The sequence below is a fragment of the Microvirga solisilvae genome (genome assembly GCF_022808595.1).
Taxonomy (GTDB): domain Bacteria; phylum Pseudomonadota; class Alphaproteobacteria; order Rhizobiales; family Beijerinckiaceae; genus Microvirga; species Microvirga solisilvae.
Map to the genome: position 1 here is coordinate 373,764 of NZ_JAKUCN010000001.1, position 24,691 is coordinate 398,454.

The following is a 24,691-nucleotide window of genomic DNA, read 5'->3' on the forward strand; positions in this document are numbered from 1 at the left end:
GAGTTCTCCGATGCTGATGCGCCTGTCTCACGATATCGGGCTGTATTTCTACGATATCGTTGTCACCCGCTTCGACCTCTGGGCCGCCTTCGGCGTCATCGCGCAGTTCGTTTTCGGCGCGCGCTTCATCGTGCAATGGATCGCGAGCGAGAAGGCCGAGAGGAGCGTCGTTCCCATGGCCTTCTGGTTCCTGTCCATCGCCGGCGGATTGATGACGCTGGTCTATGGCTTCGTGCGCCGCGACATCGTGATCATCTCCGGCCAGGCACTCTCGATCTTCATTTACGTGCGCAATCTCATGCTGATTGCGAAAGAGACGAGGAAGGCAAAGGCGGAAGCGGAAATGCAGACCTAATCCGTCTCCCGCAGGCGCTTGAAGCCCGCATCCAGGTCGCGTTTAAGGTCTTCCAGGTCCTCAAGGCCGATATGGAAGCGCAGGGCATGTCCGCCGGGCGCCCATTTGGTTGCTGTCCGATAAGTCGCGCAGTTGAATGGGATCACCAGGCTCTCAAAGCCGCCCCATGAATAGCCCATGCCGAAGAGAGCCAACCCGTCGAGCATGGCGGCGAGAGCCTTGTCCGAACACGGCTTGAGGATGACGGAGAAGAGACCGGACGATCCCTTGAAGTCCCGCTTCCAGATTTCGTGACCTTTGTAGGTGGGTAGCGCCGGGTGGAGCACCTGCGCCACTTCAGGGCGCTCTTCCAGCCACTGCGCCATTTCCAAGGCCTGCTTTTCATGCTCGCGCAGGCGCAGCGCCATGGTACGCAACCCGCGCAAGCCTAGGAAAACATCCTCCGGGCCAGGGCATGCGGCGAAGGCTTCGTAAGCAGCGCGCAGGTCCTTGAAGCAGCGTTCATTAGCCGAAACCATACCGAGCAGCAGGTCCGATCCGCCACTCAGGTACTTGGTGCCCGCCTCGATGGCGATGTCGACGCCGCGCTCATGGGGCGGGAAGAGCAGGGGAGTCGCCCAGGTGTTGTCCATGAGCACGACCGCGCCATGCCGATGCGCCACCTCCGCAATGGCGGGGATATCCTGCATCTCGAGAGATTGGGAACCAGGTGCTTCCGTAAAGACCGCCGCCGTGTTCGGGCGGATCAAATCGCTGATTCCAGCGCCGATTGACGGATCGTAATAGGTTGTTTCCACACCAAATTTCTTGAGCATTCCCTCGCAGAATTGCCGTGTGGGCAGGTAGACGGAATCGGTCATCAAAAGGTGGTCGCCAGCCTTGAGGCAGGACATGAGGGCGACCGTGACGGCCGCAAGGCCGGATGGGGCCAGCACGGTGCCCGCAGCTCCGGTGATATCCGTCCATGCTTTCTCGAGCGCCTCCGTCGTCGGTGTGCCCTTCGTCCCATAGGTATAGCGGCCCCGGCGATGCAGCAGATCGTCTGTCGTGGGGTAAAGAACCGTGGACCCGCGATAGATTGGGGTATTCACGAAACCGTGCTGCTCGGAGGGGTCTCGGCCGGCATAAACGAGGCGGGTGCGTTCTGCGAGGTCGGTCGACTTGGGAGGAAGTTTGGACATCGGCTCAAGGGCTTGCTGAAGGGGCTTTGATCTGATGCCGAGGGCGGCTTAACGTCAACCCTCAAGGAAAAAGCGTTCCATCAAGACTTGACCAGTGATCAATCATAGAATGTGATGGATACCGATGCCGCTTCGTTCGAGGCGGCGTGGAACGGCCTGACCGTGGCTCGGCTGGGGGAATAAAAGAACAGGCGAGCCGAATGGAACTTTGGGAGAATATATCAGCATGAAAAAGGCTCTCGTAGCGATTGCCTTCGGCCTGACGGCCAGCGTTTTCGCAACCGGCGCTTCCGCGCAGGCAACGCTCAACAGCGTGAAGCAGAAGGGCTTCCTGACCTGCGGCTCGAACACCGGCCTCGCCGGCTTCGGTCTGCCGGACGCCCAGGGCAACTGGACCGGCCTCGACGTGGATCTCTGCCGCGCCATCGCCGCCGCGATCTTCGACGATCCGACCAAGGTGCGCTACATCCCGCTCGCCGCCAAGGACCGCTTCACCGCGCTCCAGTCGGGTGAGGTGGACGTGCTGTCCCGTAACTCGACCATGACGATGTCGCGCGACACGCAGCTCGGCCTCGACTTCCCGGCCATCAACTACTTCGACGGCCAGGGCTTCATGGTCCGCAAGAAGCTCGGCGTTTCCTCCGCGAAGGAGCTGAACGGCGCTTCGATCTGCACCCAGCAGGGCACCACCACCGAGCTCAACCTCGCCGACTACTTCCGTGCGAACAACATGAAGTACGAAGTCGTGGCTTTCGCTACCTCGGACGAGACCTTCAAGGCCTATGACGCCGGCCGCTGCGACGCGTTCACCACGGACGCTTCGGGCCTCTACGCCGAACGTCTGCGCGCTTCGGCTCCGGACGATCATATCGTTCTGCCCGAGATCATCTCGAAGGAGCCCCTCGGCCCGGCAGTCCGTCACGGCGACAACCAGTGGGGTGATATCGTCCGCTGGACGCACAACGCCATGCTGAATGCTGAAGAGCTCGGCGTGACCAAGGCGAACGTCGACCAGATGAAGACCTCCGACAACCCGGAGATCAAGCGTCTGCTCGGCACCGAGGGCAAGTTCGGTGAGGCCGTCGGCCTGACCAACGACTGGGCTGTCCGCATCATCAAGCACGTGGGCAACTACGGCGAAGTGTTCGAGAAGAACGTCGGCGAAGGCTCCAAGCTGAAGATCAAGCGCGGCCAGAACGCTCTCTGGACGAAGGGCGGCCTGCAGTACGGCATCCCGGTTCGCTAATCGAGCCTTTGAAAGTTTGGGGCGCCCGGGTTTCTGGGCGCTCCTGCTCCTTTATAACGATAAAAAACTGCCGGTCGTTCATGGCAGCAACAATTGCATGAACACGGGGGAGGACGGCCTCGATAAACAGCCGTCAAAGGGAATACAGTTCAGTGCAGACCGTTGTCAGTCAGACATCGCCACCCAAAAAGTCGTTTCTCTACGACCCGAAGGTCCGTGGGATTTTCTACCAGGTCCTTCTCGTCGTCATCGTCAGCTACCTTTTCTATGTGGCTGCGACCAATGCCATCGAGAACCTGCAACGGGCGAAGATCGCCTCCGGGTTCGGCTTCCTCGACAATACCGCAGGCTTCGACATCAGCCAGGCGCTGATCCAGTTCAGCGCGGCAGGCTCCAGTTATGGTGATGCCTTCATCGTCGGCCTGCTCAATACCCTGATCGTTTCCGCCATCGGCATCTTCTTCACCACGATCCTGGGCTTCCTGATCGGTATCGCGCGCCTCTCCAAGAACTGGATGGTGGCGAAGGTCGCCATGGTCTACGTGGAGACGCTGCGCAATATCCCGCTGCTCGTGCAACTGCTGTTCTGGTACATCGCCGTTCTCGGACCGCTGCCGCAGCCGCGCAATTCCATTGAGATGGGGGCGGGCTTTTTCGTCAATTCGCGCGGCCTCTTCATGGCCCGTCCGATCTATGCGGCGGATGCGTGGGCAATCCCGGCCGCATTGGTCATCGGTCTGATCGGTACCTTCCTCTATCGCCGCTGGGCCAGCGCCCGGCAGGCGGCAACCGGCCAGCAATCGCCCGTCGGGCTCGTGACCCTCGGTCTCGTCGTCGGCCTGCCGATCCTGACCTGGATCGTGCTCGCCATCGTCGGCGCCAATCCGATCAGCTTCGAGCTGCCGCGCAAGGGCACGTTCAACCTGACAGGCGGCATGCAGATCCTCCCCGAATTCGTGGCCCTGCTGCTCGGCCTCGTCACCTACACGGCAGCGTTCATCGCCGAGGTGGTGCGCGCCGGCATCCTGGCCGTCTCGAAGGGACAGACGGAAGCCGCCGGCTCGCTGGGCCTGAAGCCGGCACAGACGCTGCGCCTCGTGGTGATCCCGCAGGCCATGCGCGTCATCGTTCCGCCGCTGACGAGCCAGTATCTCAACCTGACGAAGAACTCGTCGCTGGCCGTGGCCATCGGTTATCCCGATCTCGTGCAGGTGTTCATGGGCACCGTACTCAACCAGACAGGCCAGGCCATCGAAGTCGTCGTCATCACCATGGCCGTGTATCTCACGATCAGCCTCGTGACCTCGGCCCTGATGAACATCTATAACCGCCGTGTGGCGATCGTCGAACGGTAAGGACATCCGATGAGCACCACCGTCGATATCCCTCGCTTCGTGCAGGCCAAGCAGGTGGAGGCGCTGCCTCCGCCGAATCTGGCACGCGGCCCCGTCGCCTGGATCAGGGAAAACCTGTTCTCCGGCCCCTTCAACACCATCCTGACGCTGGTGGTGTTCTACCTCCTTTATGTCAGCGTTCCGCCGCTGATGAAGTTCCTCTTCATCGATGCGGTCTGGAGCGGCACGGACCGTGCCGCCTGCCGTGCCGACATGGGTGGTCGCGAGACGGGAGCCTGCTGGGCCTTCATTCGCGACAAGATCAGCTACTTCACCTACGGCTCCTACACGGTGTCGGAACGCTGGAGGGTCGATATCTTCTTCGCGCTTCTGGCCATCGGCGTGGGCTGGCTCCTGTGGTTGCGCGCGCCGCGCCGTGACCTGGGTGCCATCTACTTCTTCTGGCTCTTCCCGGTTTTCTCCTACATCCTACTGACAGGCGGCAATGCCGATTTCAGCGGCCGGTTTTGGATTGGGTTCCTGATCCTGGGCGCACTCCTCGTCGCACTCCTCGCCTTCCTGGCGGTGATCCTGAAAGCCTCCCTGCGCACGGCGCTGATCATCGGCGGCGGCATCGTCGGCGTGATCGGCATCACGCTCGCGCTGATGGACATGGATTTCGGCCTTCGCCACGTGCCGACGGCTCTCTGGGGCGGCATTCTCGTGACGCTGCTGGTGGCGACGGTCGGCATTGTCTTCTCGCTGCCGTTCGGCATCCTGCTGGCGCTCGGCCGCCGGTCCAAGCTGCCCATCGTGCGGATGGCCTCGGTGATCTTCATCGAGTTCGTGCGCGGCGTGCCGCTGATCACCGTGCTCATCATGGCCAACACCATGCTGCCGCTCTTCCTGCCCGGCGACATGACGGTTGACCGCCTGATGCGCCCGCTGATCGGCACGGCGTTCTTCGCCTCCGCTTACATGGCAGAGGTGGTGCGCGGCGGTCTTCAGGCCATGCCGAAGGGACAATATGAGGGCGCCCAGTCACTGGGCCTCAGCTATCCGCAGATGATGATCCTCATCATCCTGCCGCAGGCTCTGCGCATCGTGATCCCGGGCATCGTGAACACCTTCATCGGCCTGTTCAAGGACACGTCCCTCGTGGCGATCGTGGGCATTTTCGATCTCGTGAAGACCATCGAGGCCTCGCGCATCGATCCCAATTGGGCGGCCCCCAGCATCAGTCTGACGGGCTATGCCTTCGCAGCTCTGTTCTATTTCATCTTCTGCTTCGGCATGTCGCGGTACTCGCTCGGTGTCGAGCGGCGCCTCGCCTCAGGTCATAAGCGCTAAAATTCATGGCAACCACAATGACAGCACAAACCATTCAGACCGCCGCAATCGACCCGAAGGCCGAAGCCGCCATCCAGCTGATCGACGTGCACAAGTGGTACGGCGAGTTCCACGTCCTGCGCGACATCAATCTCAGCGTTCGGCGCGGCGAGCGCATCGTGATCTGCGGGCCCTCGGGCTCCGGCAAGTCCACGATGATCCGCTGCATCAACCGTCTCGAAGAGCACCAGAAGGGCCGCATCATCGTCGATGGCACGGAACTCACGAACGATCTCAAGCGCATCGACGAAGTGCGTAAGGACGTCGGCATGGTGTTCCAGCACTTCAACCTCTTCCCGCATCTCACGATCCTCGAGAACTGCACGCTCGCGCCGATCTGGGTGAAGAAGATGCCCAAGAAGGAAGCGGAAGAGATCGCCATGCATTACCTGAAGCGGGTGAAGATCCCCGAGCAGGCGAACAAGTATCCGGGCCAGCTCTCGGGCGGCCAGCAGCAGCGCGTGGCGATTGCCCGCTCTCTCTGCATGAGCCCCAAGATCATGCTGTTCGATGAGCCCACCTCCGCGCTCGATCCCGAGATGGTGAAGGAAGTGCTCGACACCATGGTCGGCCTCGCGGAAGAGGGCATGACCATGCTCTGCGTGACCCACGAAATGGGCTTCGCCCGCCAGGTCGCCGACCGCGTGATTTTCATGGATTACGGGCAGATCGTGGAAATGAACACGCCCGACGAGTTCTTCAAGAACCCGCAGCATGAGCGCACCAAGCTCTTCCTCTCGCAGATCCTCCACTGACTTCAAGGGGTGAAGTTATCTTCGTGAAAGTCTATCGCTTTGACGCGATAGACTTTCATGTACGGTCGGCATGCTAAATGTTTTCGGATCTGTGATGGCGCTGGATTTCGTCTTTCTTTGGCTCACCGGACCGGGCGGATTGTTGCTGATTGGCATGGGGATCATTGTTCCTTTCCTCTTCTGGCCCTTGCTCCTGGGCACTCATTATCGGGCAATCGGTTTGATGCCTTTGACCGTTGCCTATGTGAGCGCGCTGACCGGATTGATTGTGATGTCTCTGGTCTATGGGTATGTCGAGTTTTCAGCGCGGGTCGAAAAAGGCATACTGTCGGAAACGCAACGTTGGTCCGTTGTCCCAGGCTGGACTCTCTACAGCACGTTTCTGTCTTTGATCATCGTCCTGCCGGCTCTAGGTCTGATTGCGGTTCCATTTGGCGCTTGGCTGCTTAGGAATCGCCGACTTCATCTCAAAAGTATCATCATCAGCCTGACGGTGTTCAGTGTCGGGTTAGCCACATTGTTTTGGGCTTTTCCAGCGAACGATTGGCACCGGACGCATCGTCTGGAATCGTTCGGGGATTGGCTTGCGGATACTTTTATCCATCTCACATTCATCGGAGCGCCATTCCTGGCGAGCCTCTCTATTTTTGCACCACGGCGCAAAGACGAAGAGGCCCTGAAAGGAGCGGTTCCGTAGAGTCCGATCTCGATGCTTGATATCGTTCAGGCCTGCGTCTTCGCCGGGCCCGTTCCCAGGGGGAGATCTTCCCGCGCTCCCCAATCGGCCCAGGCGCCGTCATAGATCGCCTTCATCGGCCGACCTGCCACTTCGAGCGCAACGCCGACGATCGCCGCCGAGACGCCCGAGCCGCAGGTCGTGATGACCGGCTTTTCAGGGTCGATGCCAGCTTCCTTCAAGGCCTGTTCGATACCCGCCTTGTCCTTCAGCTTGCCGTTCTCGACGATGGCGCCGAAGGGCAGGTTGAGGCTGCCGGGAATGTGCCCGGAGCGAAGACCCGGACGCGGCTCCGGCGCCTCGCCGCGGAAGCGGTCCGCCGGGCGCGCGTCGACCACCTGAGCGGCATTCGTGCGAAGGGCATCCTGAACGGCATCGGCATCGGCCACGACGCTCGGATTGAAGGATGGCTTGAAGACTTTCGGCTCGCGCCTCCGCTCGGGCCCGGTTTCGATGGGACGTCCCTCCGCCTTCCAAGCGGGGAACCCGCCTTCGAGGATCGAGACGTTCTTCGCGCCGAAAACCTGGAAGGTCCAACGAACTCGTGGCGCGGAGAAAAGTCCCGCGCCGTCATAGACGACGATGGTGGTGTTCTCGTCGATACCCATTTCACCTGCGATCTTCGCGAAGGCCTCGGGCGAGGGCAGCATATGGGGCAGGGAGGATGAGGTGTCTCTCACGGTGTCGATATCGAAACGCAGCGCACCGGGAATATGGCCTTCCAGAAACTCCGCACCGGGGTCACGGTTCTGGGTTGGCAGATACCAGGAGCCGTCGATGATGACGACATTTGGATCCTCCAGATGCTCCTGCAGCCGCGCGGTTGAAACGAAGAGCTGAGACATGGGCATGTTCCCGATGATTATTGGCCTGAAGATAGAGCGCTCAGTCGATCAGGGACAGGCGAACGCGCCGGTTCTGCTTGCCCTTTTTCTCGATGTCGGTGATCGAGGCTTGGCCGATCTCGCCTGTCCGGCGCACATGGGTGCCGCCACACGGCTGTAGGTCGATGCCTTCGATCTCGACCAGGCGCACACGGCCCGAGCCACGCGGCGGCTTCACCGACATGGTCTTCACGAGGCCCGGATTGGCATCGAGCTCCTCGTCCGTGATCCATCGCTCCGTGACAGGCGCATCGCGCGCGATCAGGGCGTTGAGCTTGTCGGTCAGCTCGGTTTTATCGAGGCCAGCATCGGGAATGTCGAAATCGAGTCGCCCATCGCCGTCGCCAATCGCGCCGCCGGTGACCGGGTAGGGCAGCACGACGCTCAGGAGATGGAGAGCCGTATGAACGCGCATACGCTTGAAGCGGCGCTCCCAATCGAGCTGCAATTCAACGCTTTCACCGGGAGCGAAGCGCGAGGCCGCGTCGGCTCCCACGAGATGCACGATCTGCGAGCGGTCGGTGCCATAGACCGTATTCGTGACTTCGATGCGCTCGCCATTCGCACGGACGATAGCACCCACATCGCCCGGTTGCCCGCCGCCCTGGGCGTAGAAGACAGTGCGGTCGAGAATAATACCGCCTTCGGGTGTTACGCTAAGCACGGTGGCGGTGCAGGAACGTGCATAGGCATCGTCACGAAACAGAAGCGCAGTCGCTGTCATGGCTGTTCCAGTTGGAGCGAAAGAAAACATAGGGGCTGATGCTGACGGTAAGCCGCGCGGCGGGTCAAGCCGTTCTCTTGGTCTCATGAATCGAAATCGCGCAGGCTCCTGAAGGCGGTGAGTGCGCGCTCACGCGCCGGGCCGTGCGGAACAATCGGGGCAGGGTAGGTTTTTCCCAACTCCATGCCTGCGGCTTTCAAAACGGCGGCGGGCGCTTCCCAGGGTTTGTGAATGAAGGCTTCAGGGAGGTTGGCGAGTTCCGGCACATGAGCGCGCACGTAATTACCACTCGGATCGAATTTTTCGCCCTGCGTGACGGGATTGAAGATGCGATGGAACGGAGACGAATCCGGGCCTGATCCCGCAATCCATTGCCAGCTGAAGGCGTTGTTCGCCGGATCAGCATCAACCAGCGTATCCCAGAACCACGCCTCGCCCTGACGCCAATCGGTCAGCAGGTGCTTTACGAGGAAGGAAGCCACGATCATGCGCACGCGGTTGTGCATCCAGCCTGTGCGCCAGAGCTGGCGCATGCCCGCATCCACGATCGGGTATCCCGTCAGGCCCTTCTGCCAGGCATTGAGAGTTTTCGGATCGTCGACCCACGGAAATTTTTCGAAACGCGGGGCGTGAGATTTTTCCGGCAGGTGTGGATAAATGTGCAGAAGTTGATGGCTGAAATCGCGCCACACCACCTCGCTCAGGAATTTCTGTGCGTCCTGGCGCAATTCCGGTCGCTCGGCCGTGAGATTCTGGACTGCATGCCAGACCTGGCGCGGGCTGATCTCGCCGAATCTCAGGTGTGGCGACAGCCGGGAGGTCGATTCTTTCCCCGGCGCATCCCGCCCTTGCGCATAGCCCGAAAGGTTCGTCTCGAGAAAATCCCGCAGCTTTTCCTGCGCTGCTTTCTCGCCTGGGCGCCATGCGTCTTTGAATGCAGCGGCCCAATCCGGCTTTGTCGGTTTGAGGCCCAGATCGTCTAGATGCGTGCCTTCGTCGAGAAGGGTCTGAGGCCAGGAGCCCCCAGCCATCTTCTTGGGGGCGCGGAGGGGCGCATCGACCGGCCTTGCCGTCACGGCCCGCAAATAGGGTGTGAACACCTGAAAAGGCTTGCCGGCCTGATTCATCACCTGCCAGGGCTCGTTGAGAAGCCTGCCATTGAAACTCTGGACCGAGATTCCGCCATCCGTCAGGCGTTTCTTGATCGCCGTGTCGAGAGCAATTTCAGCCGCGCTGTAGCGCCTGTTCCAGAAAACGGCCGATGCGCCGGTGGCCATGACAGCTTTTTCGATGGCCTTCTGAGCAGGGCCCCGCAGGATCAACAGGTTGGAGCCTGCCCGCCTCAACGAATCGTCCAAGGCTCCAAGAGAGCCGTGGAGCCACCACCGCGCGGCGCCGCCCAAAGGGCGCAACCCATCCATCAGCTCTTCCATGACGACAAGGCACAGAACCGGCGCCCCTGTCGCGACGGCCGCGGAAAGGGCAGGGTTGTCGCTCAGGCGATGATCGTCGCGAAACCAGACAAGAACAGGGGAGGCCACGCCCATTTCTCCACAAGACCCGCTGAAGGCTGCGGTGCTCAATGGCGGGCTATGCAGCACGAAACCGGCCCAAGGCCAAGCCGCACAGGAAGGATTTGAGGAGAAGAAACCTGGATTTTCAGGGAATTTGGGAAAGTTGGCTCCGGCGGTAGGATTCGAACCTACGACCAACGGATTAACAGTCCGCTGCGCTACCGCTGCGCCACGCCGGAATAAGCCATACCTTCAGGAGACTTTCGTCTCTTCTCGTCGGGCTGCCGGGGCAGCTCTCGTCGACGACGGTGCGTGGCATATAACACGAGATTGGCGGGGTGCAAGCCCCTTTCGTCAGTGATCTCACAAAACCGGCTGTTGCTCTTTGAAGGGGCGCTTGCTATGAGGCTCCCGCCGCGTTCGCGGTACGCCCCGGATGGCCTCGTGGCGGAGTGGTTACGCAGAGGACTGCAAATCCTTGCACCCCGGTTCGATTCCGGGCGAGGCCTCCAAGTCGAATTCTAAAGGCAATCTCCATGGTCGATTTCTCGCAAGCGCGCCGGATGATGGTTGATAGCCAGCTGCGCACTTTCGATGTGAACGACATTCCGCTGCTCGACGCCATGGACAGCGTTCCGCGCGAAATGTTCGTGCTCCCTGGCCGCGAAGAGCTCGCCTATATCGATCAGGACATTCTGATCAGCGATGGCGCCGTCCGCCGCTATATGCTTTCGCCGATGAACCTTGGTCGCATGATCCAGGCTCTTGGTGTCGAGGCTGGCGAAAAAGCCCTCGATGTCGCCTGCGGCCGTGGCTATGCCTCCGCCGTTCTCCGCAAGCTCGGCGCCAATGTGACTGCCCTCGATGCGGATGAGGTCCTGAGCGCCGCCGCCCGGAAAAGCCTCGTTGCTGCCGGCGCCGCCGGTGTGGACGTGGTGAGCGGCCCCCTCGAGGCGGGCTATGCGAAGAATGCCCCTTATGACGTGATCCTCATCAACGGCGCCGTGGATGTTCGCCCCGACGCTCTTCTGCAGCAGTTGGCCGAAAATGGCCGTCTGGTGTGCGTGAAGGGTCGTGGACGGGCTGCCCGGGCGACGCTTTATGTGCGTTCCGGCGATGCTTTCGGCGAACGCACCCTGTTCGATGCGGCGGCCCCGGTGCTGGCCCCGTTTGTCCAGGAGCCGGGCTTCACGTTCTAAACCTTTCTAAATTCTTAAAATCCCTCGCAAATAGTGTCGCTTTTTTGCGCCACCTCTCGGCTAAAATTCAGCGATGCACCGCGCCTTGTTGCCGACTCGTTTGTCATGGGTATTGTTGCGCTTTAAATGATGTGAGTCTTGTGAATCGATTTCGGTCGCAAGCTTTAGTTCTGATATGTCGTTAGGCAGGTGGGCGTGAACCGGAAGCAATTCAGCAGCAAATATCGCATGCTCCTAGGGGTCATGACCTCCGTTTTCGTGCTGACGGGGGTGAACGCCGTTTCGGCCGAGACCCTGGAGAGCGCCCTGGCGAAGGCCTACGGAAACAACCCTAACCTGAATGCTCAGCGCGCCGGCGTCCGCGCCGCCGACGAGAATATCGCTCAGGCAAAAGCCGGCTATCGCCCGCAGATCACGGCCACCGCCGATGTGGGCCGCACCTACACGCAATATGACAGCCGCGGCCCAGGCAACCCCTTCACCCGCGAGCCTAATGCGCCGGAAGGCCAACAGCTCACGCCTCGCGGCTATGGGCTTGAAGCCACCCAGATGATTTTCGACGGTTTCCGGACCGACAACTCTGTCCGCCGCGCGGAGTCGAATGTCCTGGCCTCCCGCGAGGACCTGACGACCGTCGAGCAGAATACACTTTTCAGCACGGCCAGCGCCTATATGAACGTGCTGCGCGATACGGCCATTCTCGATCTCCAGCGCAACAACGTCGAGGTGATCGACGAGCAGCTGCGCCAGACGCGGGACCGCTTCAATGTGGGCGAGGTGACCCGCACCGACGTGGCGCAGGCTGAATCGCGCCTCGCGGCCGCCCGGTCCCAGGCCAGCCAGGCCGAGGCCAATCTGAGGGCCAGCATTGCCCAGTATCGCCAGTTTGTTGGTGTCGAACCGCAGCAATTGGCTCCGGGGCGGCCCCTTGACAAGCTTACGCCGCGCAACGTGAACGATGCTCTGAAGTCCGCGCTCAATGAGCATCCGGCCATCAAGGCGGCGCAGCACGCCGTCGATGCGGCTGAGTTCCAGGTCAAGATTGCCCAGGGCGCCCTTGCGCCGCAGGTTGGCGTCCGGGCTTCCGTCGGCCAGCGCTTCGCCGTGCGTGGGACGCCGAACGACGAACAATTCGCCGCGAGCGCCGTCGCATCGGTTTCCGTGCCGATCTATGAAGGTGGTCAGGCCTATGCCGCGACCCGTCAGGCCAAGGAGCAGGCCGGGCAGGCCCAGCTTCAGGCCGACTGGGTCCGCGATCAGGTGCGTGCCGCCGTCCTGTCGTCATGGGGAGCTCTCGAGGCTGCCCGCGCGCAGATCGAAGCGGCCCAGGCACAGATCGATGCTGCCGAGACGGCTCTCAGCGGCGTACGCGAGGAGGCTCGCGTGGGCCAGCGTACGACACTCGACGTCCTGAACGCTCAGCAGGAACTCCTGACCGCCCGCGTGAATCTGATCCAGGCTCAACGCGACCGCGTGGTCGGCTCCTACAGCCTTGTTCAGGCTATGGGGCGCCTCAATTCCCGCGTCCTGGGACTGGCAGTGAATCATTACAATCCCAAGATTCACTACGAGCAAGTCAAAGATCTTTGGATTGGTCTGACCACTCCTGATGGTCGTTGATAAGTTTCGGGGTCAGGACGAATTGGTTCTGGCCCCGCTTGTTTTCTATAGTTTTGCGTAAAATACTAAGAACATTCTCAAGAATGAGATTCTAAAACTCTATTTTATTGGGTGGGGCTATGGGTTCGATGAACCTGAAGGTCAATGAACCATCGATGGAAGATATTTTAGCTTCCATCCGCCGTATTATTTCAGACGATCATGAGCCGGCGCCGGCCTTCCGTGATCCTCAGCCGTCTCCGCTGAGATCGGTTCTCGACATTGCCGAGAAGCACGTGTCGTCGGGTTTCTACCCGGAGCCTCTGGCCGAGTCCGAGATCGCTGCGGCCGAAGATGAGCCTCTGGTGCAAAGCGATCCCTACGAGGAGGAGCGCCCGGTTGTCTCGCTCGTCGAGAGTTCTGAGCCGCCTGCCTCCGCTGCGCAGTCCCTTGGGCAGCCCTGCGAGCGCAATCCCGGTGAAGCACTGATGTCACGGATGACGGAAACCTCCGTCGCCGATGCCTTTGGCCGCCTCGGCGCCGCCCGTGTGGCAAGCCAGCCTCAGACGGTCGAAGACCTGATGAAGGAGATGCTCCGGCCCATGCTCAAGGCATGGCTCGACGAGAACCTGCCTGATCTCGTGGAACGGCTCGTGAAGGCCGAGATCGAGCGCGTAACCCGGGGCTGAAACCGAACTTTTTCGTCCATCGGTTGACTTCCCTCGATCCGTCCGGTTTGTAGCCCTCTTGCTCGCGCGTTTGGCGCGCCAACTGGCCGGTATCGCATCATGATGGACAAGACGTTCGACCCCGCTTCCGTCGAAGCACGCATCGCCACCCGCTGGGAGGAGGCCGAGGCCTTCAAGGCCGGCCGGCCCGATCGCAAGGGCGCGGACCCTTACACCATTGTCATTCCGCCACCGAACGTAACGGGCTCGCTCCATATGGGGCATGCGCTCAACAACACGATCCAGGACATCCTCTGCCGCTTCGAGCGCATGCGCGGCAAGGATGTGCTCTGGCAGCCGGGCATGGACCATGCGGGTATCGCCACGCAGATGGTGGTCGAGCGCCAGCTGATGGAGAAGCAGATTCACCGCCGAGACCTCGGTCGCGAGGAATTCATCAAGCGCGTCTGGGAGTGGAAGGACGAATCCGGTGGGCGGATCAAGTCTCAGCTCCAGCGCCTCGGCGCTTCCTGCGACTGGTCGCGCGAGCGCTTCACCATGGACGAGGGCCTATCCCAGGCCGTGCTGAAGGTCTTCATCGATCTCTACAAGCAGGGCTTGATCTACAAGGACAAGCGCCTCGTGAACTGGGACCCCAAGTTCCAGACCGCGATCTCCGATCTTGAGGTGATGCAGGTCGAGGTGAAGGGCAATCTCTGGCATATCCGCTACGCCATCGAAGGCATGCCCGACCGCTCCATCACGGTGGCCACCACGCGTCCTGAGACGATGCTCGGCGACGTTGCGGTTGCCGTGCATCCCGAGGATGAGCGCTACAAGGATCTCATCGGCAAGTTCGCGATCCTGCCTCTCGTGGGCCGCCGCATCCCGATTGTCGCCGATGAATATTCCGACCCGGAGAAGGGCACAGGCGCAGTGAAGATCACGCCTGCGCACGACTTCAACGATTTCGAAGTCGGCAAACGCCACAAGCTGCCGCTCATCAATATTTTCGGCACGGAAGCGCAGCTCACGCTTGCCGGCAACGAAGCCTTCCTCGAAGGCATTCAGCAGAGCGATGATCTCAAGGCCGTTATGACTCTCGATGGCCTCGACCGCTTTGAGGCGCGCAAGCGCATCATCGCCATGCTCGAAGAGCGCGAGATCCTCGTCCAGATCGAACCGAACACCCACATGGTGCCGCACGGCGATCGCTCGAACGTGGTGATCGAGCCGTATCTGACAGACCAATGGTATGTGAACGTGAAGCCGCTGGCGGATCGTGCGCTCGCCGCCGTTCGCAATGGCAAGACCAAGTTCGTGCCCGAGAACTGGGAGAAGACCTACTTCCAGTGGCTCGAGAACATCGAGCCGTGGTGCATCTCGCGCCAGCTCTGGTGGGGCCATCAGATCCCGGCCTGGTACGACGATCAGGGCAATATCTTCGTCGCGCATTCGGAAGAGGATGCGAAGGCTGAGGCTCGCGCCAAGCATGGCAAGGATGTGCCGCTCAAGCGCGACGAGGACGTGCTCGACACCTGGTTCTCCTCCGCCCTGTGGCCGTTCTCGACACTGGGCTGGCCTGAGAAGACGCCGGAGCTCGGACGTTATTACCCGACCAACACGCTCGTCACCGGCTTCGACATCATCTTCTTCTGGGTCGCCCGCATGATGATGATGGGCCTGCACTTCATGGATGAAGTGCCCTTCGATACAGTCTACATCCACGCCCTCGTCCGCGACGAGAAGGGTGCGAAGATGTCGAAGTCGAAAGGCAATGTCATCGATCCGCTCGATGTGGTGGAGCAGTATGGCGCGGATGCGCTGCGCATGACGCTGACTTCGATGGCGGCTCAGGGCCGCGACATCAAGCTGTCGGTTCAGCGCGTCGAGAATTACCGCAATTTCGCGACCAAGATCTGGAACGCCGCGCGCTTTGCCGAGATGAACGGCTGCAAGCGCGTCGCGGGCTTCGATCCGAAGGCCGTGAAGGAGACGCTCAACAAGTGGGCGCTCAGCGAATGCGCGAAGGCGATCAACGAGGTCGCCGCCGGCATCCAGGCCTACAAGTTCAATGAGGCCGCGGGCGCGGCCTACCGCTTCGTGTGGAACGTGTTCTGCGACTGGACGCTGGAGCTCTCCAAGCCTGTGCTTCAGGGCGCTGACACGCCTGCGAAGGATGAAACCCGCGCGACGATCGCGTTCATTCTGGACGAGATCTGCAAGCTCCTGCATCCCATCATGCCCTTCCTCACGGAGGAGCTGTGGGAGGTGAAGGGTCAGGAAGGGCCGAAGCGTGAGCAGATTCTGGCGCTGACGCCCTGGTCGAACCTCGATCACCTCATCGATACGCAGGCCGAGGCCGAGATCGGCTGGGTGGTGGATCTCGTCAACGAGATCCGCTCCGCCCGTTCCGAGACCAATGTGCCGGCCGGCGCGCAGATTCCGCTCGTCCTCGTCGCGTCTTCCGCCGACGTGAAGGGCCGTGCGGATCGCTGGGGCGATATCGTGAAGCGTCTTGCACGTCTCTCCGACATCTCCTTCGCCGACGCAGCGCCGAAGAGCTCCATCCAGCTTATCATCCGTGGCGAAGTGGCGGCCCTGCCGCTCGAAGGCGTGATCGATCTCGATGCCGAGCGCGCACGTCTCGCCAAGGAAATCCAGAAGCTCGACGCGGAAGTGTCCAAGATCGACGCAAAGCTCGGGAACGCGGATTTCATCAAGCGCGCGCCGGAAGAGGTTGTCGACGAGCAGCGCGAGCGCCGCGAGGAAGCGGTTACGCGCAAGGCGAAGATGGAAGAGGCGCTGAGCCGCTTGAAAGACGCCTGAGCCTTCTGAGGCATCTCAATTATAAATAAATATGCCCGGCCTTGTGCCGGGCATTTTCTTTGGTGGATTACATTTCTCTAACCTCATCCTGAGGAGCGAGCTTGCTCGCGTCTCGAAGGAGGTTCCAGAGTGCACTGGACACTCCTTCGAGACGGTCGCTACGCGACATCCTCAGGATGAGGGTAAAGATGGACCCAGGCTTGAATGCTTGCTCAGCCTCTAACCAGTCACGAAGTCCACCAGCAGCTTCACATTCAGCACCACAATTACGGCAGCGATCACGCCTGCAAAGGCCGTGAGCCAGCGCGGTGTCACGAGTTCGCCCATCTTCTGCTTGGAGGCCGTCATCGTCACCAGCGGGATGACCGCGAAGGGGAGTTGAAGGCTGAGGATGACCTGACTGAGGATCAGCAGTTTCGCCGTGCCGCTCTCGCCATAGGCGATGGTGACGGCAGCGGCGGGAACGATGGCGATGCCCCGAGTGATGAGGCGGCGCATCCAGGGCGCCATCTTGAAGTTGATGAAGCCCTCCATGACGATCTGGCCGGCCATGGTTGCCGTCACCGTGGAGTTCAGGCCACAGCAGAGCAGGGACAGGCCGAACAGCATGGGCGCAATGGCGCTGCCGAGGATCGGCTGGAGCAGGGTATGCGCCTCGCCGAGCTCGGCGACCTCGCTGCGGCCTGTGCTGTAGAAGGCAGCCGCTGCGAGGATCAAAAGCGATGCGTTGATGGTGAGCGCGAACATGAGCGCGATGGTGGAGTCGAGCGTGGCGAAACGCATCGCCTCGCGCTTCTCCGCCAGCGTCTCGCCATAAGCGCGTGTCTGCACGATGCCGGAATGCAGGTAGAGATTATGCGGCATCACCGTCGCGCCGAGGATGCCGAGCGCGAGATAAAGCATGTCCGGGTTGGTGACGATTTCCGTTGTCGGCGCAAAGCCGGTGATCACCGCCCCCCAGTTCGGATCGGCCATGGCGATCTGGATGCCGAAGCAGACGGCGATCACGCCGAGCAGGGTGATGATGAAGGCCTCGACCCAGCGGAAGCCGAGATTCTGCAGATAGAGGATCAGGAAGACGTCGAGCGCCGTGATGACGACGCCGATCTCCAGCGGGACGCCGAAGAGCAGGTTGAGGCCGATCGCCGTGCCGATCACCTCCGCGAGGTCGGTGGCGCAGATAGCGAGTTCCGCCAGAACCCAAAGACCCCATGCGACGGGGCGCGGATAGGCATCCCGGCAGGCCTGGGCGAGGTCGCGACCCGTCGCGACGGCAAGGCGCGCGCAAAGCGACTGCAGAACGATTGCCATGATGTTCGAGATCAGCGCCACCGAGAGCAGGGCATAGCCGTATTTCGAACCGCCCGCGATCGAGGTCGCCCAGTTGCCGGGGTCCATATAGCCTACGGCCACGAGATAGCCCGGCCCCAAAAAGGCCGCTGCCCGCCGCCAGGTTGAACCAGGGCGCACCTTGATCGAGCGATTCACCTCCGGAAGAGAGGGCAGACTCACATCCTGACGCCATGCTGCCTTGCGCACGAGGGAGACGGGGGCTGATTGGTCCATGAGCTCTTTCTGCAGTTGCAAGTCATTTGCAAGAAGAAGGTAGCGTGACTTTCTTAAACAGACAAGAGGGTGTCGCGGAACATTCTGGCGGTTGGGGGTGACTACGCGAAAGGGATAGGCTGGACCATCAGCCTTCTGCGAAAGGAAATGGCGGAAGCGCCAATTGCTGGCGATGGAAGGAATTTCGCCCGACTTTTTCGCTTGGTGAGCAAGACGAAAAGAGGAGCTGTTCTCGCGTGACAAGCGGCCTAGGTTTTGCTCTAGCTCTTCACAAAACGAACCGGAATTCGGAAAAATCCATAGGGATGGCCATGCTCGAGAGTGTCCTCATCGCCAATCGCGGCGAGATTGCCTGCCGGATCATCCGCACCGCCAAGCGGCTGGGAATGCGCACCATCGCGGTCTACTCGGAAGCCGATGCCGATGCGCTCTTCGTGCGGATGGCGGACGAGGCCTACCTGATCGGTCCCGCGCCTGCCCGCGAGAGCTATCTGAAGATCGACACGATCATCGAAGTCGCCAAGCGTGCGAAAGCAGCTTCCATCCATCCAGGCTACGGCTTCCTCTCCGAGCGCGCTGAATTTGCCGAAGCATGCGCTGCCAATGGCATCGTCTTTGTCGGCCCGCCGGCCTCTGCCATCAAGGCCATGGGCCTCAAGGATGCGGCGAAGGCGCTCGTGCAGCAGGCGAACGTGCCTGTGGTGCCGGGCTATCACGGCTCGAAGCAAGAGCCCGACTTCCTGCGCCAGAAGGCTTACGAGATCGGTTATCCGGTTCTGATCAAGGCGGTTGCAGGCGGCGGCGGCAAGGGCATGCGGCGCGTCGAGAAGGCGGCGGATTTCGATGCCGCGTTGGAGAGCGCGCAGCGCGAGGCCCAAAACGCCTTCGGCGATCCGCGCGTGTTGGTGGAGAAATACATTCTCTCACCGCGCCATATCGAGATTCAGGTTTTTGCCGATGCGCACGGCAACGTGGTGCATCTCTTCGAACGCGATTGCTCGCTCCAGCGCCGCCATCAGAAGGTGATCGAAGAAGCGCCAGCTCCCGGCATGACGCCGGAGATGCGCCAGGCCATGGGCCAAGCGGCTGTCGAGGCGGCGCGCGCTGTCGGCTATGTGGGCGCGGGCACGGTGGAGTTCATCGCAGACGGACGCGAAGGCCTTCGCGCTGATCGCTTCTATTTCATGGAAATGAACACGCGCCTCCAGGTGGAGCATCCGGTGACGGAGGCGATCACAGGGCTTGATCTCGTGGAACTGCAATTCCGCGCCGCCTCTGGCGAGAAGCTGCCGTTCACGCAAGACGATCTCACGATCAACGGTCATGCGGTCGAGGCACGTCTCTATGCGGAGGATCCTGAAAAGGAATTCCTGCCCTCCACCGGCAAGCTGTGGGCACTCGAATTCCTTGAAGGCGAGGGCATTCGCATCGATACCGGCGTGGAGGCGGGGGCCGAGGTGACGCCTTACTACGATCCGATGATCGCGAAAGTGATCGCCCATGGTGAGACGCGCGAAGAAGCTCTGTCCATGCTTGCCGATGCGCTCGGCCAAACAATTGTCGCTGGGCCTAAGACCAATGTCGCTTTCCTGAAGAAGCTCTGCGAAGCGAATGAGTTCAGGGCAGGGCACTTCGATACGGGGTTCATCGATCGCAATATCGAGGCCCTCGGCGTCGGCCCGCAACCGCTTGATGAAGTGTCAGTCTCGTTCGGCGCCGCTGCCTTGATCTCGCGAAAGATCGATCAGCTTCGCATGTCCGAGCATCTGAAGAACGACGAGCCTTCATCGCCCTGGTCTGAGCCGGATGGCTTCCAGCTGCTCGGAACGCGCAGCGTCGGCATGCCGCTTCTCGTGGACGGCGAGCGCGTCGATGCACGCGAGGTCTTTAGCGCCGAGCATCGCGGCGTCAGCACGGTTGCCGTGGGCGAGAGCGATCCTTGGGCCGATGAGCAGATCGACCAGGAAATCGATGCCCCGCATGGTGTCTACATCCTCAGGAATGGACGTCAGACCCTCGTGCAGTCTTTCGATCCCTTCGATGTCGATCTCGAACATATGGACGAAGGCGGCTCGGTGAAGGCACCGATGCACGGCAAGCTCGTGGCCGTGTTCGTGCAGGCGGGCGACAAGGTCGAGAAGGGGCAGCGGCTCGCCATCGTCGAGGCGATGAAGATGGAGCACGTGCTCGTGGCGCCTGCTGATGGTGAGGTAGCGGAGATCGCCGCCGAGCCGGGTGCTCAGGTGGCTGAAGGCGCGCGTCTCATTGTGCTGAAGGCCGAAGAGGAATAGAGGTGCGGCAGAGCGCCGGATTTTCCATCCGGCGCGCCCATGGTTCAAAGCTCACATGGCCCTTCATCTCATCAAGCTCTGCGTCGGCTGCGACTCCATCACCGATCTCGAAGAATGGATCGAGGAGAACCGTGCGCATCATCAGCGACTTGGGCGCGATTATGAGCAGACGCATACCACACGCATGGTGCCCAAGCGCGTGGAAGAGCTTCTCGATGGCGGAGCACTCTATTGGGTGATCAAAGGTCAGGTGGCGGCGCGTCAGAAACTGCTTGATGTGCGCCCGTTCACCGATGCGGACGGAATTGGACGCTGCCGCCTCGTGCTTGAGCCCAAGGTGATCCCCGTGGAGCCTCGTCCCTACAGGCCTTTTCAGGGTTGGCGCTATCTCGCTGCAAAGGACGCGCCCCGCGATATCGACGGCAAGGGCGGCGATCTTGCCAAGATGCCTGAGGACATGCGACGAGAACTGGCTGAACTCGGCTTGCTTTAACTTATGTGAATCGGGAGCGCATGATGAAGCATCTCATCATCCTCGCATCGTCCTTCTTCGTGCTGGCGGGACCAGCCCTTGCGGAAGATTGCCGCATCCCTGATCCCAAGCCGGGCCAAGCGATCAAGGTGCCTGATGCGTGCAAGGAAGCCGTGCGCCCCAAAGAGCGGAATGTGCAGGCTTCCAAGACCAAACCTGGCGAGATTGATCTCGGTCACGGCACGACCCTGAGCATTGGTGGGCGTGTGCGGGGTGAAATGGGCTGGAAGCGTTAGACTTTTTAGCTGGGGATCGTCTTGGAACTCCGCTGCCTGGATTCGCATTGGCCTTGCAGTTCAGTTGAGTGGAGGTTCCGATGCTCCTGTCTGCATCCGAAGGCCGGCACTGGCGCTATGAAGTGTGTGAGCACGAGGACGGTTATCTCGTCCAGATGCGCGATCTGACCACGGGGGACCTGGACGATGAGTTCTCCACGATCTTTCGGACATTGCCCGTTGCGTTCGCTTATGCCGAGATGTCGGCTGCTTACGAACGCTATGCCGCCTGTGAACTCGAGCATGTCCAGGACGAGCAGATTGAGTTCGATGTGGAAGCGACAGAGCGTCATTTCATCGATCTGAGCGACCGCCTCCACGATTCCGGCATCAACGGCGTCGTGATCCAGGCTTGGGAGCGCGAAAGCCAGCGGGGCCAGGCACGGCTTCTCCACTGATCGCCTCAGGCTTCCTATGAGTTTTGCAAGCCGGTTCCTCTCAGGAGGGGCCGGCTTTTTCGCATTCGAGGGCACCATGATTTACAACTGCCTCATCCCGGCCCACATCTTGGGGTGGGGATGAACACATGATGCTGCTTTATGGAATCGCTGCCGCTGCCCTGGTCTGGTGGCTGCTCAAAGTCTTCGCCCGCTCCGACACGAAAGCGGTTGCCAAGGCCGTGAAGATTGTTGCGGGCATTTCGGCGCTCGGCGCGGCTGTTGTGCTCGGCGCCAAGGGACAGATCCTCACGGCTCTTCTGGTCGGCGGCCTCGGCGCCTGGGCGCTCGGCTGGGGCGGCTTGCCGCTTCCGGGCTCCTTGGGAGGCTTTCAGAAGACTGCCGGACGCTATTCGCGGATCCGGTCGGCAATGATCGAGATGGAGATCGACCACGCCACCGGCGTGATCGAGGGCAGCGTTCTTGCGGGCACCTTTGCAGGCCGCCGCCTGTCGAGCCTTGCTCCGGATAACCTGCGCCGCCTCTATGACGAGTGCAGCGCGCTCGATCCGGAGGGTTTGCCCCTTCTAGAGGCTTATCTTGACCGCCGGTTTTCCGGTTGGCGTGAAGACGCTCACGGAGACCGAGACACGCGGACGCGCACTCATGCGCAGTCGGGCGTAATGACGAAAGATGAAGCCTACCAGATCCTGGGGCTTAAGCCGGGCGCGAGCCTCGACGAGATCAGACATGCGCATCGCACGCTGATCAAGAAGCTCCATCCCGACCAGGGAGGGTCTGCGTATCTCGCTACTCGCGTAAACCAGGCGAGAGAAGTCCTGCTGAGCCGACATCGCTGATACTCCACGCGCGATCCGGGTACTAACTGCGACGGAGCGAACACAAAGCACCGTCGCGGATGATGAAAGCAGTCAGAGATTAAAACTTCGTCAGCCGCGAGAAGCGAAGCAGGCGACGCCGCCCTTTTTCAGCTGCTTGCAGGCCTGCTCCGCATCGCCGGATTCCTTGAAGCCGGAGAAGCGGGCGCGGTAGAGCGTGCCGCCATTGGACGCGACCTTCTCGGTATAGGGAGAGGCCTTACCCAGAGCCTTGCCGAAGCGGCTGCGGGCAGCGGCGAGCATGTCCTTCGCCTTGTCCTCATCATCGGTCGCACCGAGCTGGATCACCCAGCCGCTGACGGTTTTCTTGGGCTCGGGAGCTTCGGTCTTGGGAAGCTCGGCCTTCAGCGATGCAACCTTCACCGGCTCGGCCTGAGCGGCGGGAGCAGGCGTCTTGGTCTCGATCTTCGCCTGAAGGGCGGCTTTCTGGTTGTCCGAGATCTGGGCAGGCTGCGCCTGGAGGGCGGCATAGGCCTGCGCATTCAGCGGCAGCGGCTCGGGGCCTTTCTGCCAACGGATGGACGAGGTGGAAGACGGGGTTGTGGTGGAGCTCGCTCCCGCAGCGGAGGCGACGACCGGACGCAGGGTGTTCAGGTCGAGGGGCTTGCGGGGCGCAGGTTGGGCATTCGTGGTCGCGGCAGCCTGCGCTACGGGAACTTCAGGCGTTGCGGAGGCCACCTTCACAGGGGCCTGTGCGACAGGTGCCGTCTCGGCAACCGCTTCGACTGGACGCTTCACGGGAACAGGGGCAGGAGCAGCCTCCGCGACCTGCGTCGTTTGAGCGCCGCGTTCGACGACAGGAGGCGCGACGCGGGCACCGGCATAGGCACGCGGCAGGTGATCCTCGATCAGGCCCGCCATCTTCTGGTCACGGGAGGCGCCGGAGCGTCCGCCGAGAACCACGGCGACGATGCTGCGCGTCTCGGTGTTGACCGAGGTCAGCAGGTTGAAGCCGGACAGGCGGGTATAGCCGGTCTTGATGCCGTCCACGCCATGCACCTTGCCCAGCAGCCGGTTATGACCACGGATGGTGCGCTGTCCGTACTGGAACGAGCGAGTGTCGAAATAGGCAAAGTATTTCGGGAAGCGGTCCTGGATCGCGCGCCCGAGGATCGATAGGTCGCGGGCCGTGGTGATGTTCGGCGGATCGTGAGGCAGGCCGTGCGGATTGTGGAACTCGGAGGAGTTCATGCCCAGTTCCCGGGCCTTGCGCGTCATCATGCGTGCAAAGGCGTCCTCGGAGCCGGCAATGTTCTCGGCTACCACGACGGACACGTCGTTGGCTGAGAGGGTCACCATGGCCTTGATCGCGTCTTCGACATCGATCGTCGAGCCGGGGCGCAAACCAAGCTTGGTCGGCGGCTGACTCGCGGCATATTCGGAGACAGCCAGCTGGGTGTTCAGGTTCATGCGTCCCCGCTCCATCTGCTCGAACAACAGATAGAGGCTCATCACTTTTGTGATGGAGGCGGGGATGCGGGGTTCGTCGATATTGTCGCCCTGCAGGACCTTGCCGGTCTTGGCATCGACGACGATGGAAGCTGTGGGAGGGCTATAGCCGCCGCCCTTGGAGCTGACCTTGCGCCGCGCCGCCTCTGCGGGAGAGGAGAAGGCAATGGCAGCTGAAGTAACAATACCAATGAAAGTCCAAGCAGTTCGGCGTCCAACCCAAACCGAATTCATGCTGAAAAATCCCTGTCGATTTTAGTCTCAAACCTCCGCGACCGGTTCTCCAAAAGGAGATTGTTGCCGGCGCAACACATACCTCGACGGTAAGAGGGTGCGGTTACGGGGGCGTTAACAGGGATGGTTATCGATGCACGGTTGATTGTGCGCTGCACAAAAAGACTTGACATATTTTGTGCGCTGCACATAATTCATTCCGTACTATTTCCCGGCACTTGGTGCCATTAAACGCCTTATTGTCGAGGTTCACAATGATTCAGCCGTTTGCAAACTTGCAAAAGCTTGGCCAGGAAAATCTGAATGCCACCATCAAGGCGGCAGGTGCCTTCTCCAGCAACGCTCAGGCGATCGCCAACGAATCCGCCGAGTTTGCGCGCAAGACGTTCGAGCACAACACGGCCACTGTCGAGAAGCTGATCGGTGCTCAGACCTTCGAAAAGGCAGTCGAGGTCCAGACGGCCTATGCCAAGGGCGCCTACGAGAACCTCGTCGCCCAGTCGAGCAAGATGGGCGCGCTCTACACGGCGCTCGCTACTGAGGCCTTCAAGCCTTTCGAGGGCCTTCTGTCCAAGACCCTCAAGGCCTAAAGCCAGGTCTGACCCGTCTAGACGGTTTTTGAGTGGAACGCCCGGTCGCAAGGCCGGGCGTTTCG

22 protein-coding genes and 2 tRNA genes are annotated in these 24,691 nt (G+C 61.1%); 17 read left to right on the forward strand and 7 right to left on the reverse strand.

The window, feature by feature from the left end:
* Window positions 1-10 precede the first annotated feature (10 nt).
* Window positions 11-355, forward strand: a complete 345-nt coding sequence (locus MJ639_RS01850) for a lipid-A-disaccharide synthase N-terminal domain-containing protein (protein ID WP_243368222.1) — start codon at window positions 11-13, stop codon at window positions 353-355.
* On the opposite strand, the gene metC is transcribed toward MJ639_RS01850, so the two are convergent.
* On the reverse strand, window positions 352-1,536 hold the full coding sequence (gene metC, locus MJ639_RS01855) for a cystathionine beta-lyase (protein WP_243368224.1): 1,185 nt from the start codon (window positions 1,534-1,536) through the stop codon (window positions 352-354). The two genes, MJ639_RS01850 and metC, sit on opposite strands and share 4 nt — an antisense overlap.
* Before the next feature lie 226 nt (window positions 1,537-1,762).
* Between metC and MJ639_RS01860 the strand changes: the two genes are divergently transcribed.
* From MJ639_RS01860 to MJ639_RS01880, 5 genes are all read left to right on the forward strand, one after another.
* Window positions 1,763-2,782 (forward strand): amino acid ABC transporter substrate-binding protein, encoded by a 1,020-nt coding sequence (locus MJ639_RS01860; protein ID WP_243368226.1) that lies wholly within the window; start codon window positions 1,763-1,765, stop codon window positions 2,780-2,782.
* A 152-nt stretch (window positions 2,783-2,934) separates the two neighbouring features.
* Complete coding sequence (locus tag MJ639_RS01865; RefSeq protein WP_243368228.1) at window positions 2,935-4,137, forward strand: amino acid ABC transporter permease; 1,203 nt, start codon at window positions 2,935-2,937, stop codon at window positions 4,135-4,137.
* 9 nt (window positions 4,138-4,146) lie between these two features.
* The gene (locus MJ639_RS01870) at window positions 4,147-5,466 is read left to right on the forward strand and encodes an amino acid ABC transporter permease (protein WP_243368230.1); all 1,320 of its coding nucleotides are present in this window, start codon (window positions 4,147-4,149) and stop codon (window positions 5,464-5,466) included.
* 5 nt (window positions 5,467-5,471) lie between these two features.
* Window positions 5,472-6,260 (forward strand): amino acid ABC transporter ATP-binding protein, encoded by a 789-nt coding sequence (locus MJ639_RS01875; RefSeq protein ID WP_423790738.1) that lies wholly within the window; start codon window positions 5,472-5,474, stop codon window positions 6,258-6,260.
* 94 nt (window positions 6,261-6,354) lie between these two features.
* Complete coding sequence (locus tag MJ639_RS01880; RefSeq protein ID WP_243368234.1) at window positions 6,355-6,957, forward strand: hypothetical protein; 603 nt, start codon at window positions 6,355-6,357, stop codon at window positions 6,955-6,957.
* Between the two features lie 26 nt (window positions 6,958-6,983).
* Here the strand turns inward: MJ639_RS01880 and sseA are convergent, their stop codons facing one another.
* From sseA to MJ639_RS01900, 4 genes are all read right to left on the reverse strand, one after another.
* Entirely contained in the window at window positions 6,984-7,841 is an 858-nt protein-coding gene (gene sseA / locus MJ639_RS01885) for a 3-mercaptopyruvate sulfurtransferase (protein WP_243368236.1), read from the reverse strand.
* Between the two features lie 40 nt (window positions 7,842-7,881).
* Window positions 7,882-8,604, reverse strand: a complete 723-nt coding sequence (locus tag MJ639_RS01890) for an alanyl-tRNA editing protein (RefSeq protein ID WP_243368238.1) — start codon at window positions 8,602-8,604, stop codon at window positions 7,882-7,884.
* A gap of 83 nt (window positions 8,605-8,687) precedes the next feature.
* Window positions 8,688-10,145, reverse strand: coding sequence for a cryptochrome/photolyase family protein (locus MJ639_RS01895; protein ID WP_243368240.1), 1,458 nt, complete (start codon window positions 10,143-10,145; stop codon window positions 8,688-8,690).
* 137 nt (window positions 10,146-10,282) lie between these two features.
* Window positions 10,283-10,357: transfer RNA gene (locus MJ639_RS01900), tRNA-Asn, on the reverse strand.
* 199 nt (window positions 10,358-10,556) lie between these two features.
* On the opposite strand from MJ639_RS01900, the gene MJ639_RS01905 reads away from it, so the two are divergent.
* The 5 genes from MJ639_RS01905 to MJ639_RS01925 all read left to right on the forward strand — a co-directional run bounded on the left by MJ639_RS01905 (window position 10,557) and on the right by MJ639_RS01925 (window position 16,413).
* Window positions 10,557-10,630, forward strand: a tRNA-Cys gene (locus tag MJ639_RS01905).
* Window positions 10,631-10,654: 24 nt separating this feature from the next.
* The gene (locus MJ639_RS01910; RefSeq protein WP_243368242.1) at window positions 10,655-11,317 is read left to right on the forward strand and encodes a protein-L-isoaspartate O-methyltransferase family protein; all 663 of its coding nucleotides are present in this window, start codon (window positions 10,655-10,657) and stop codon (window positions 11,315-11,317) included.
* A 243-nt stretch (window positions 11,318-11,560) separates the two neighbouring features.
* Window positions 11,561-12,937 (forward strand): TolC family outer membrane protein, encoded by a 1,377-nt coding sequence (locus tag MJ639_RS01915; RefSeq protein ID WP_243368244.1) that lies wholly within the window; start codon window positions 11,561-11,563, stop codon window positions 12,935-12,937.
* Window positions 12,938-13,092: 155 nt separating this feature from the next.
* The gene (locus MJ639_RS17790; RefSeq protein ID WP_279306467.1) at window positions 13,093-13,605 is read left to right on the forward strand and encodes a PopZ family protein; all 513 of its coding nucleotides are present in this window, start codon (window positions 13,093-13,095) and stop codon (window positions 13,603-13,605) included.
* A 99-nt stretch (window positions 13,606-13,704) separates the two neighbouring features.
* Window positions 13,705-16,413: a valine--tRNA ligase gene (locus MJ639_RS01925; protein ID WP_243368246.1), complete on the forward strand. Its 2,709-nt coding sequence runs from the start codon at window positions 13,705-13,707 to the stop codon at window positions 16,411-16,413.
* 219 nt (window positions 16,414-16,632) lie between these two features.
* Here MJ639_RS01925 and MJ639_RS01930 read toward each other — a convergent pair whose 3' ends face one another.
* On the reverse strand, window positions 16,633-17,979 hold the full coding sequence (locus MJ639_RS01930) for an Nramp family divalent metal transporter (protein ID WP_243368248.1): 1,347 nt from the start codon (window positions 17,977-17,979) through the stop codon (window positions 16,633-16,635).
* Between the two features lie 311 nt (window positions 17,980-18,290).
* On the opposite strand from MJ639_RS01930, the gene MJ639_RS01935 reads away from it, so the two are divergent.
* The 5 genes from MJ639_RS01935 to MJ639_RS01955 all read left to right on the forward strand — a co-directional run bounded on the left by MJ639_RS01935 (window position 18,291) and on the right by MJ639_RS01955 (window position 22,314).
* Window positions 18,291-20,270 carry an acetyl/propionyl/methylcrotonyl-CoA carboxylase subunit alpha gene (locus MJ639_RS01935; RefSeq protein ID WP_243368250.1) on the forward strand — a complete coding sequence of 660 codons (1,980 nt, stop codon included), beginning with the start codon at window positions 18,291-18,293 and terminating at the stop codon, window positions 20,268-20,270.
* A gap of 55 nt (window positions 20,271-20,325) precedes the next feature.
* Window positions 20,326-20,763 (forward strand): DUF1489 family protein, encoded by a 438-nt coding sequence (locus MJ639_RS01940; RefSeq protein ID WP_243368252.1) that lies wholly within the window; start codon window positions 20,326-20,328, stop codon window positions 20,761-20,763.
* Between the two features lie 20 nt (window positions 20,764-20,783).
* On the forward strand, window positions 20,784-21,038 hold the full coding sequence (locus tag MJ639_RS01945) for a hypothetical protein (RefSeq protein WP_243368254.1): 255 nt from the start codon (window positions 20,784-20,786) through the stop codon (window positions 21,036-21,038).
* A gap of 80 nt (window positions 21,039-21,118) precedes the next feature.
* A complete protein-coding gene (locus MJ639_RS01950) occupies window positions 21,119-21,475 on the forward strand; it encodes a hypothetical protein (RefSeq protein ID WP_243368256.1) in 357 nt (118 codons plus the stop codon).
* A gap of 128 nt (window positions 21,476-21,603) precedes the next feature.
* Window positions 21,604-22,314 (forward strand): DnaJ domain-containing protein, encoded by a 711-nt coding sequence (locus MJ639_RS01955; protein WP_243368258.1) that lies wholly within the window; start codon window positions 21,604-21,606, stop codon window positions 22,312-22,314.
* 90 nt (window positions 22,315-22,404) lie between these two features.
* Here the strand turns inward: MJ639_RS01955 and MJ639_RS01960 are convergent, their stop codons facing one another.
* Window positions 22,405-24,036 (reverse strand): SPOR domain-containing protein, encoded by a 1,632-nt coding sequence (locus tag MJ639_RS01960; protein ID WP_243368260.1) that lies wholly within the window; start codon window positions 24,034-24,036, stop codon window positions 22,405-22,407.
* Between the two features lie 254 nt (window positions 24,037-24,290).
* Between MJ639_RS01960 and MJ639_RS01965 the strand changes: the two genes are divergently transcribed.
* A complete protein-coding gene (locus MJ639_RS01965) occupies window positions 24,291-24,626 on the forward strand; it encodes a phasin family protein (protein WP_243368262.1) in 336 nt (111 codons plus the stop codon).
* Window positions 24,627-24,691 lie beyond the last annotated feature (65 nt).

What these genes read in the sequence shown, in the direction of transcription:
- MJ639_RS01850 (WP_243368222.1), top strand. Translation starts at nt 11, where the DNA reads ATGCTGATGCGCCTGTCTCACGATATCGGGCTGTATTTCTACGATATC.
- metC (WP_243368224.1), bottom strand. Translation starts at nt 1,536, where the DNA reads ATGTCCAAACTTCCTCCCAAGTCGACCGACCTCGCAGAACGCACCCGC.
- MJ639_RS01860 (WP_243368226.1), top strand. Translation starts at nt 1,763, where the DNA reads ATGAAAAAGGCTCTCGTAGCGATTGCCTTCGGCCTGACGGCCAGCGTT.
- MJ639_RS01870 (WP_243368230.1), top strand. Translation starts at nt 4,147, where the DNA reads ATGAGCACCACCGTCGATATCCCTCGCTTCGTGCAGGCCAAGCAGGTG.
- MJ639_RS01875 (WP_423790738.1), top strand. Translation starts at nt 5,472, where the DNA reads ATGGCAACCACAATGACAGCACAAACCATTCAGACCGCCGCAATCGAC.
- MJ639_RS01880 (WP_243368234.1), top strand. Translation starts at nt 6,355, where the DNA reads ATGGCGCTGGATTTCGTCTTTCTTTGGCTCACCGGACCGGGCGGATTG.
- sseA (WP_243368236.1), bottom strand. Translation starts at nt 7,841, where the DNA reads ATGTCTCAGCTCTTCGTTTCAACCGCGCGGCTGCAGGAGCATCTGGAG.
- MJ639_RS01890 (WP_243368238.1), bottom strand. Translation starts at nt 8,604, where the DNA reads ATGACAGCGACTGCGCTTCTGTTTCGTGACGATGCCTATGCACGTTCC.
- MJ639_RS01910 (WP_243368242.1), top strand. Translation starts at nt 10,655, where the DNA reads ATGGTCGATTTCTCGCAAGCGCGCCGGATGATGGTTGATAGCCAGCTG.
- MJ639_RS01915 (WP_243368244.1), top strand. Translation starts at nt 11,561, where the DNA reads ATGACCTCCGTTTTCGTGCTGACGGGGGTGAACGCCGTTTCGGCCGAG.
- MJ639_RS17790 (WP_279306467.1), top strand. Translation starts at nt 13,093, where the DNA reads ATGGAAGATATTTTAGCTTCCATCCGCCGTATTATTTCAGACGATCAT.
- MJ639_RS01925 (WP_243368246.1), top strand. Translation starts at nt 13,705, where the DNA reads ATGATGGACAAGACGTTCGACCCCGCTTCCGTCGAAGCACGCATCGCC.
- MJ639_RS01930 (WP_243368248.1), bottom strand. Translation starts at nt 17,979, where the DNA reads ATGGACCAATCAGCCCCCGTCTCCCTCGTGCGCAAGGCAGCATGGCGT.
- MJ639_RS01935 (WP_243368250.1), top strand. Translation starts at nt 18,291, where the DNA reads ATGCTCGAGAGTGTCCTCATCGCCAATCGCGGCGAGATTGCCTGCCGG.
- MJ639_RS01940 (WP_243368252.1), top strand. Translation starts at nt 20,326, where the DNA reads ATGGCCCTTCATCTCATCAAGCTCTGCGTCGGCTGCGACTCCATCACC.
- MJ639_RS01945 (WP_243368254.1), top strand. Translation starts at nt 20,784, where the DNA reads ATGATGAAGCATCTCATCATCCTCGCATCGTCCTTCTTCGTGCTGGCG.
- MJ639_RS01950 (WP_243368256.1), top strand. Translation starts at nt 21,119, where the DNA reads ATGCTCCTGTCTGCATCCGAAGGCCGGCACTGGCGCTATGAAGTGTGT.
- MJ639_RS01955 (WP_243368258.1), top strand. Translation starts at nt 21,604, where the DNA reads ATGATGCTGCTTTATGGAATCGCTGCCGCTGCCCTGGTCTGGTGGCTG.
- MJ639_RS01960 (WP_243368260.1), bottom strand. Translation starts at nt 24,036, where the DNA reads ATGAATTCGGTTTGGGTTGGACGCCGAACTGCTTGGACTTTCATTGGT.
- MJ639_RS01965 (WP_243368262.1), top strand. Translation starts at nt 24,291, where the DNA reads ATGATTCAGCCGTTTGCAAACTTGCAAAAGCTTGGCCAGGAAAATCTG.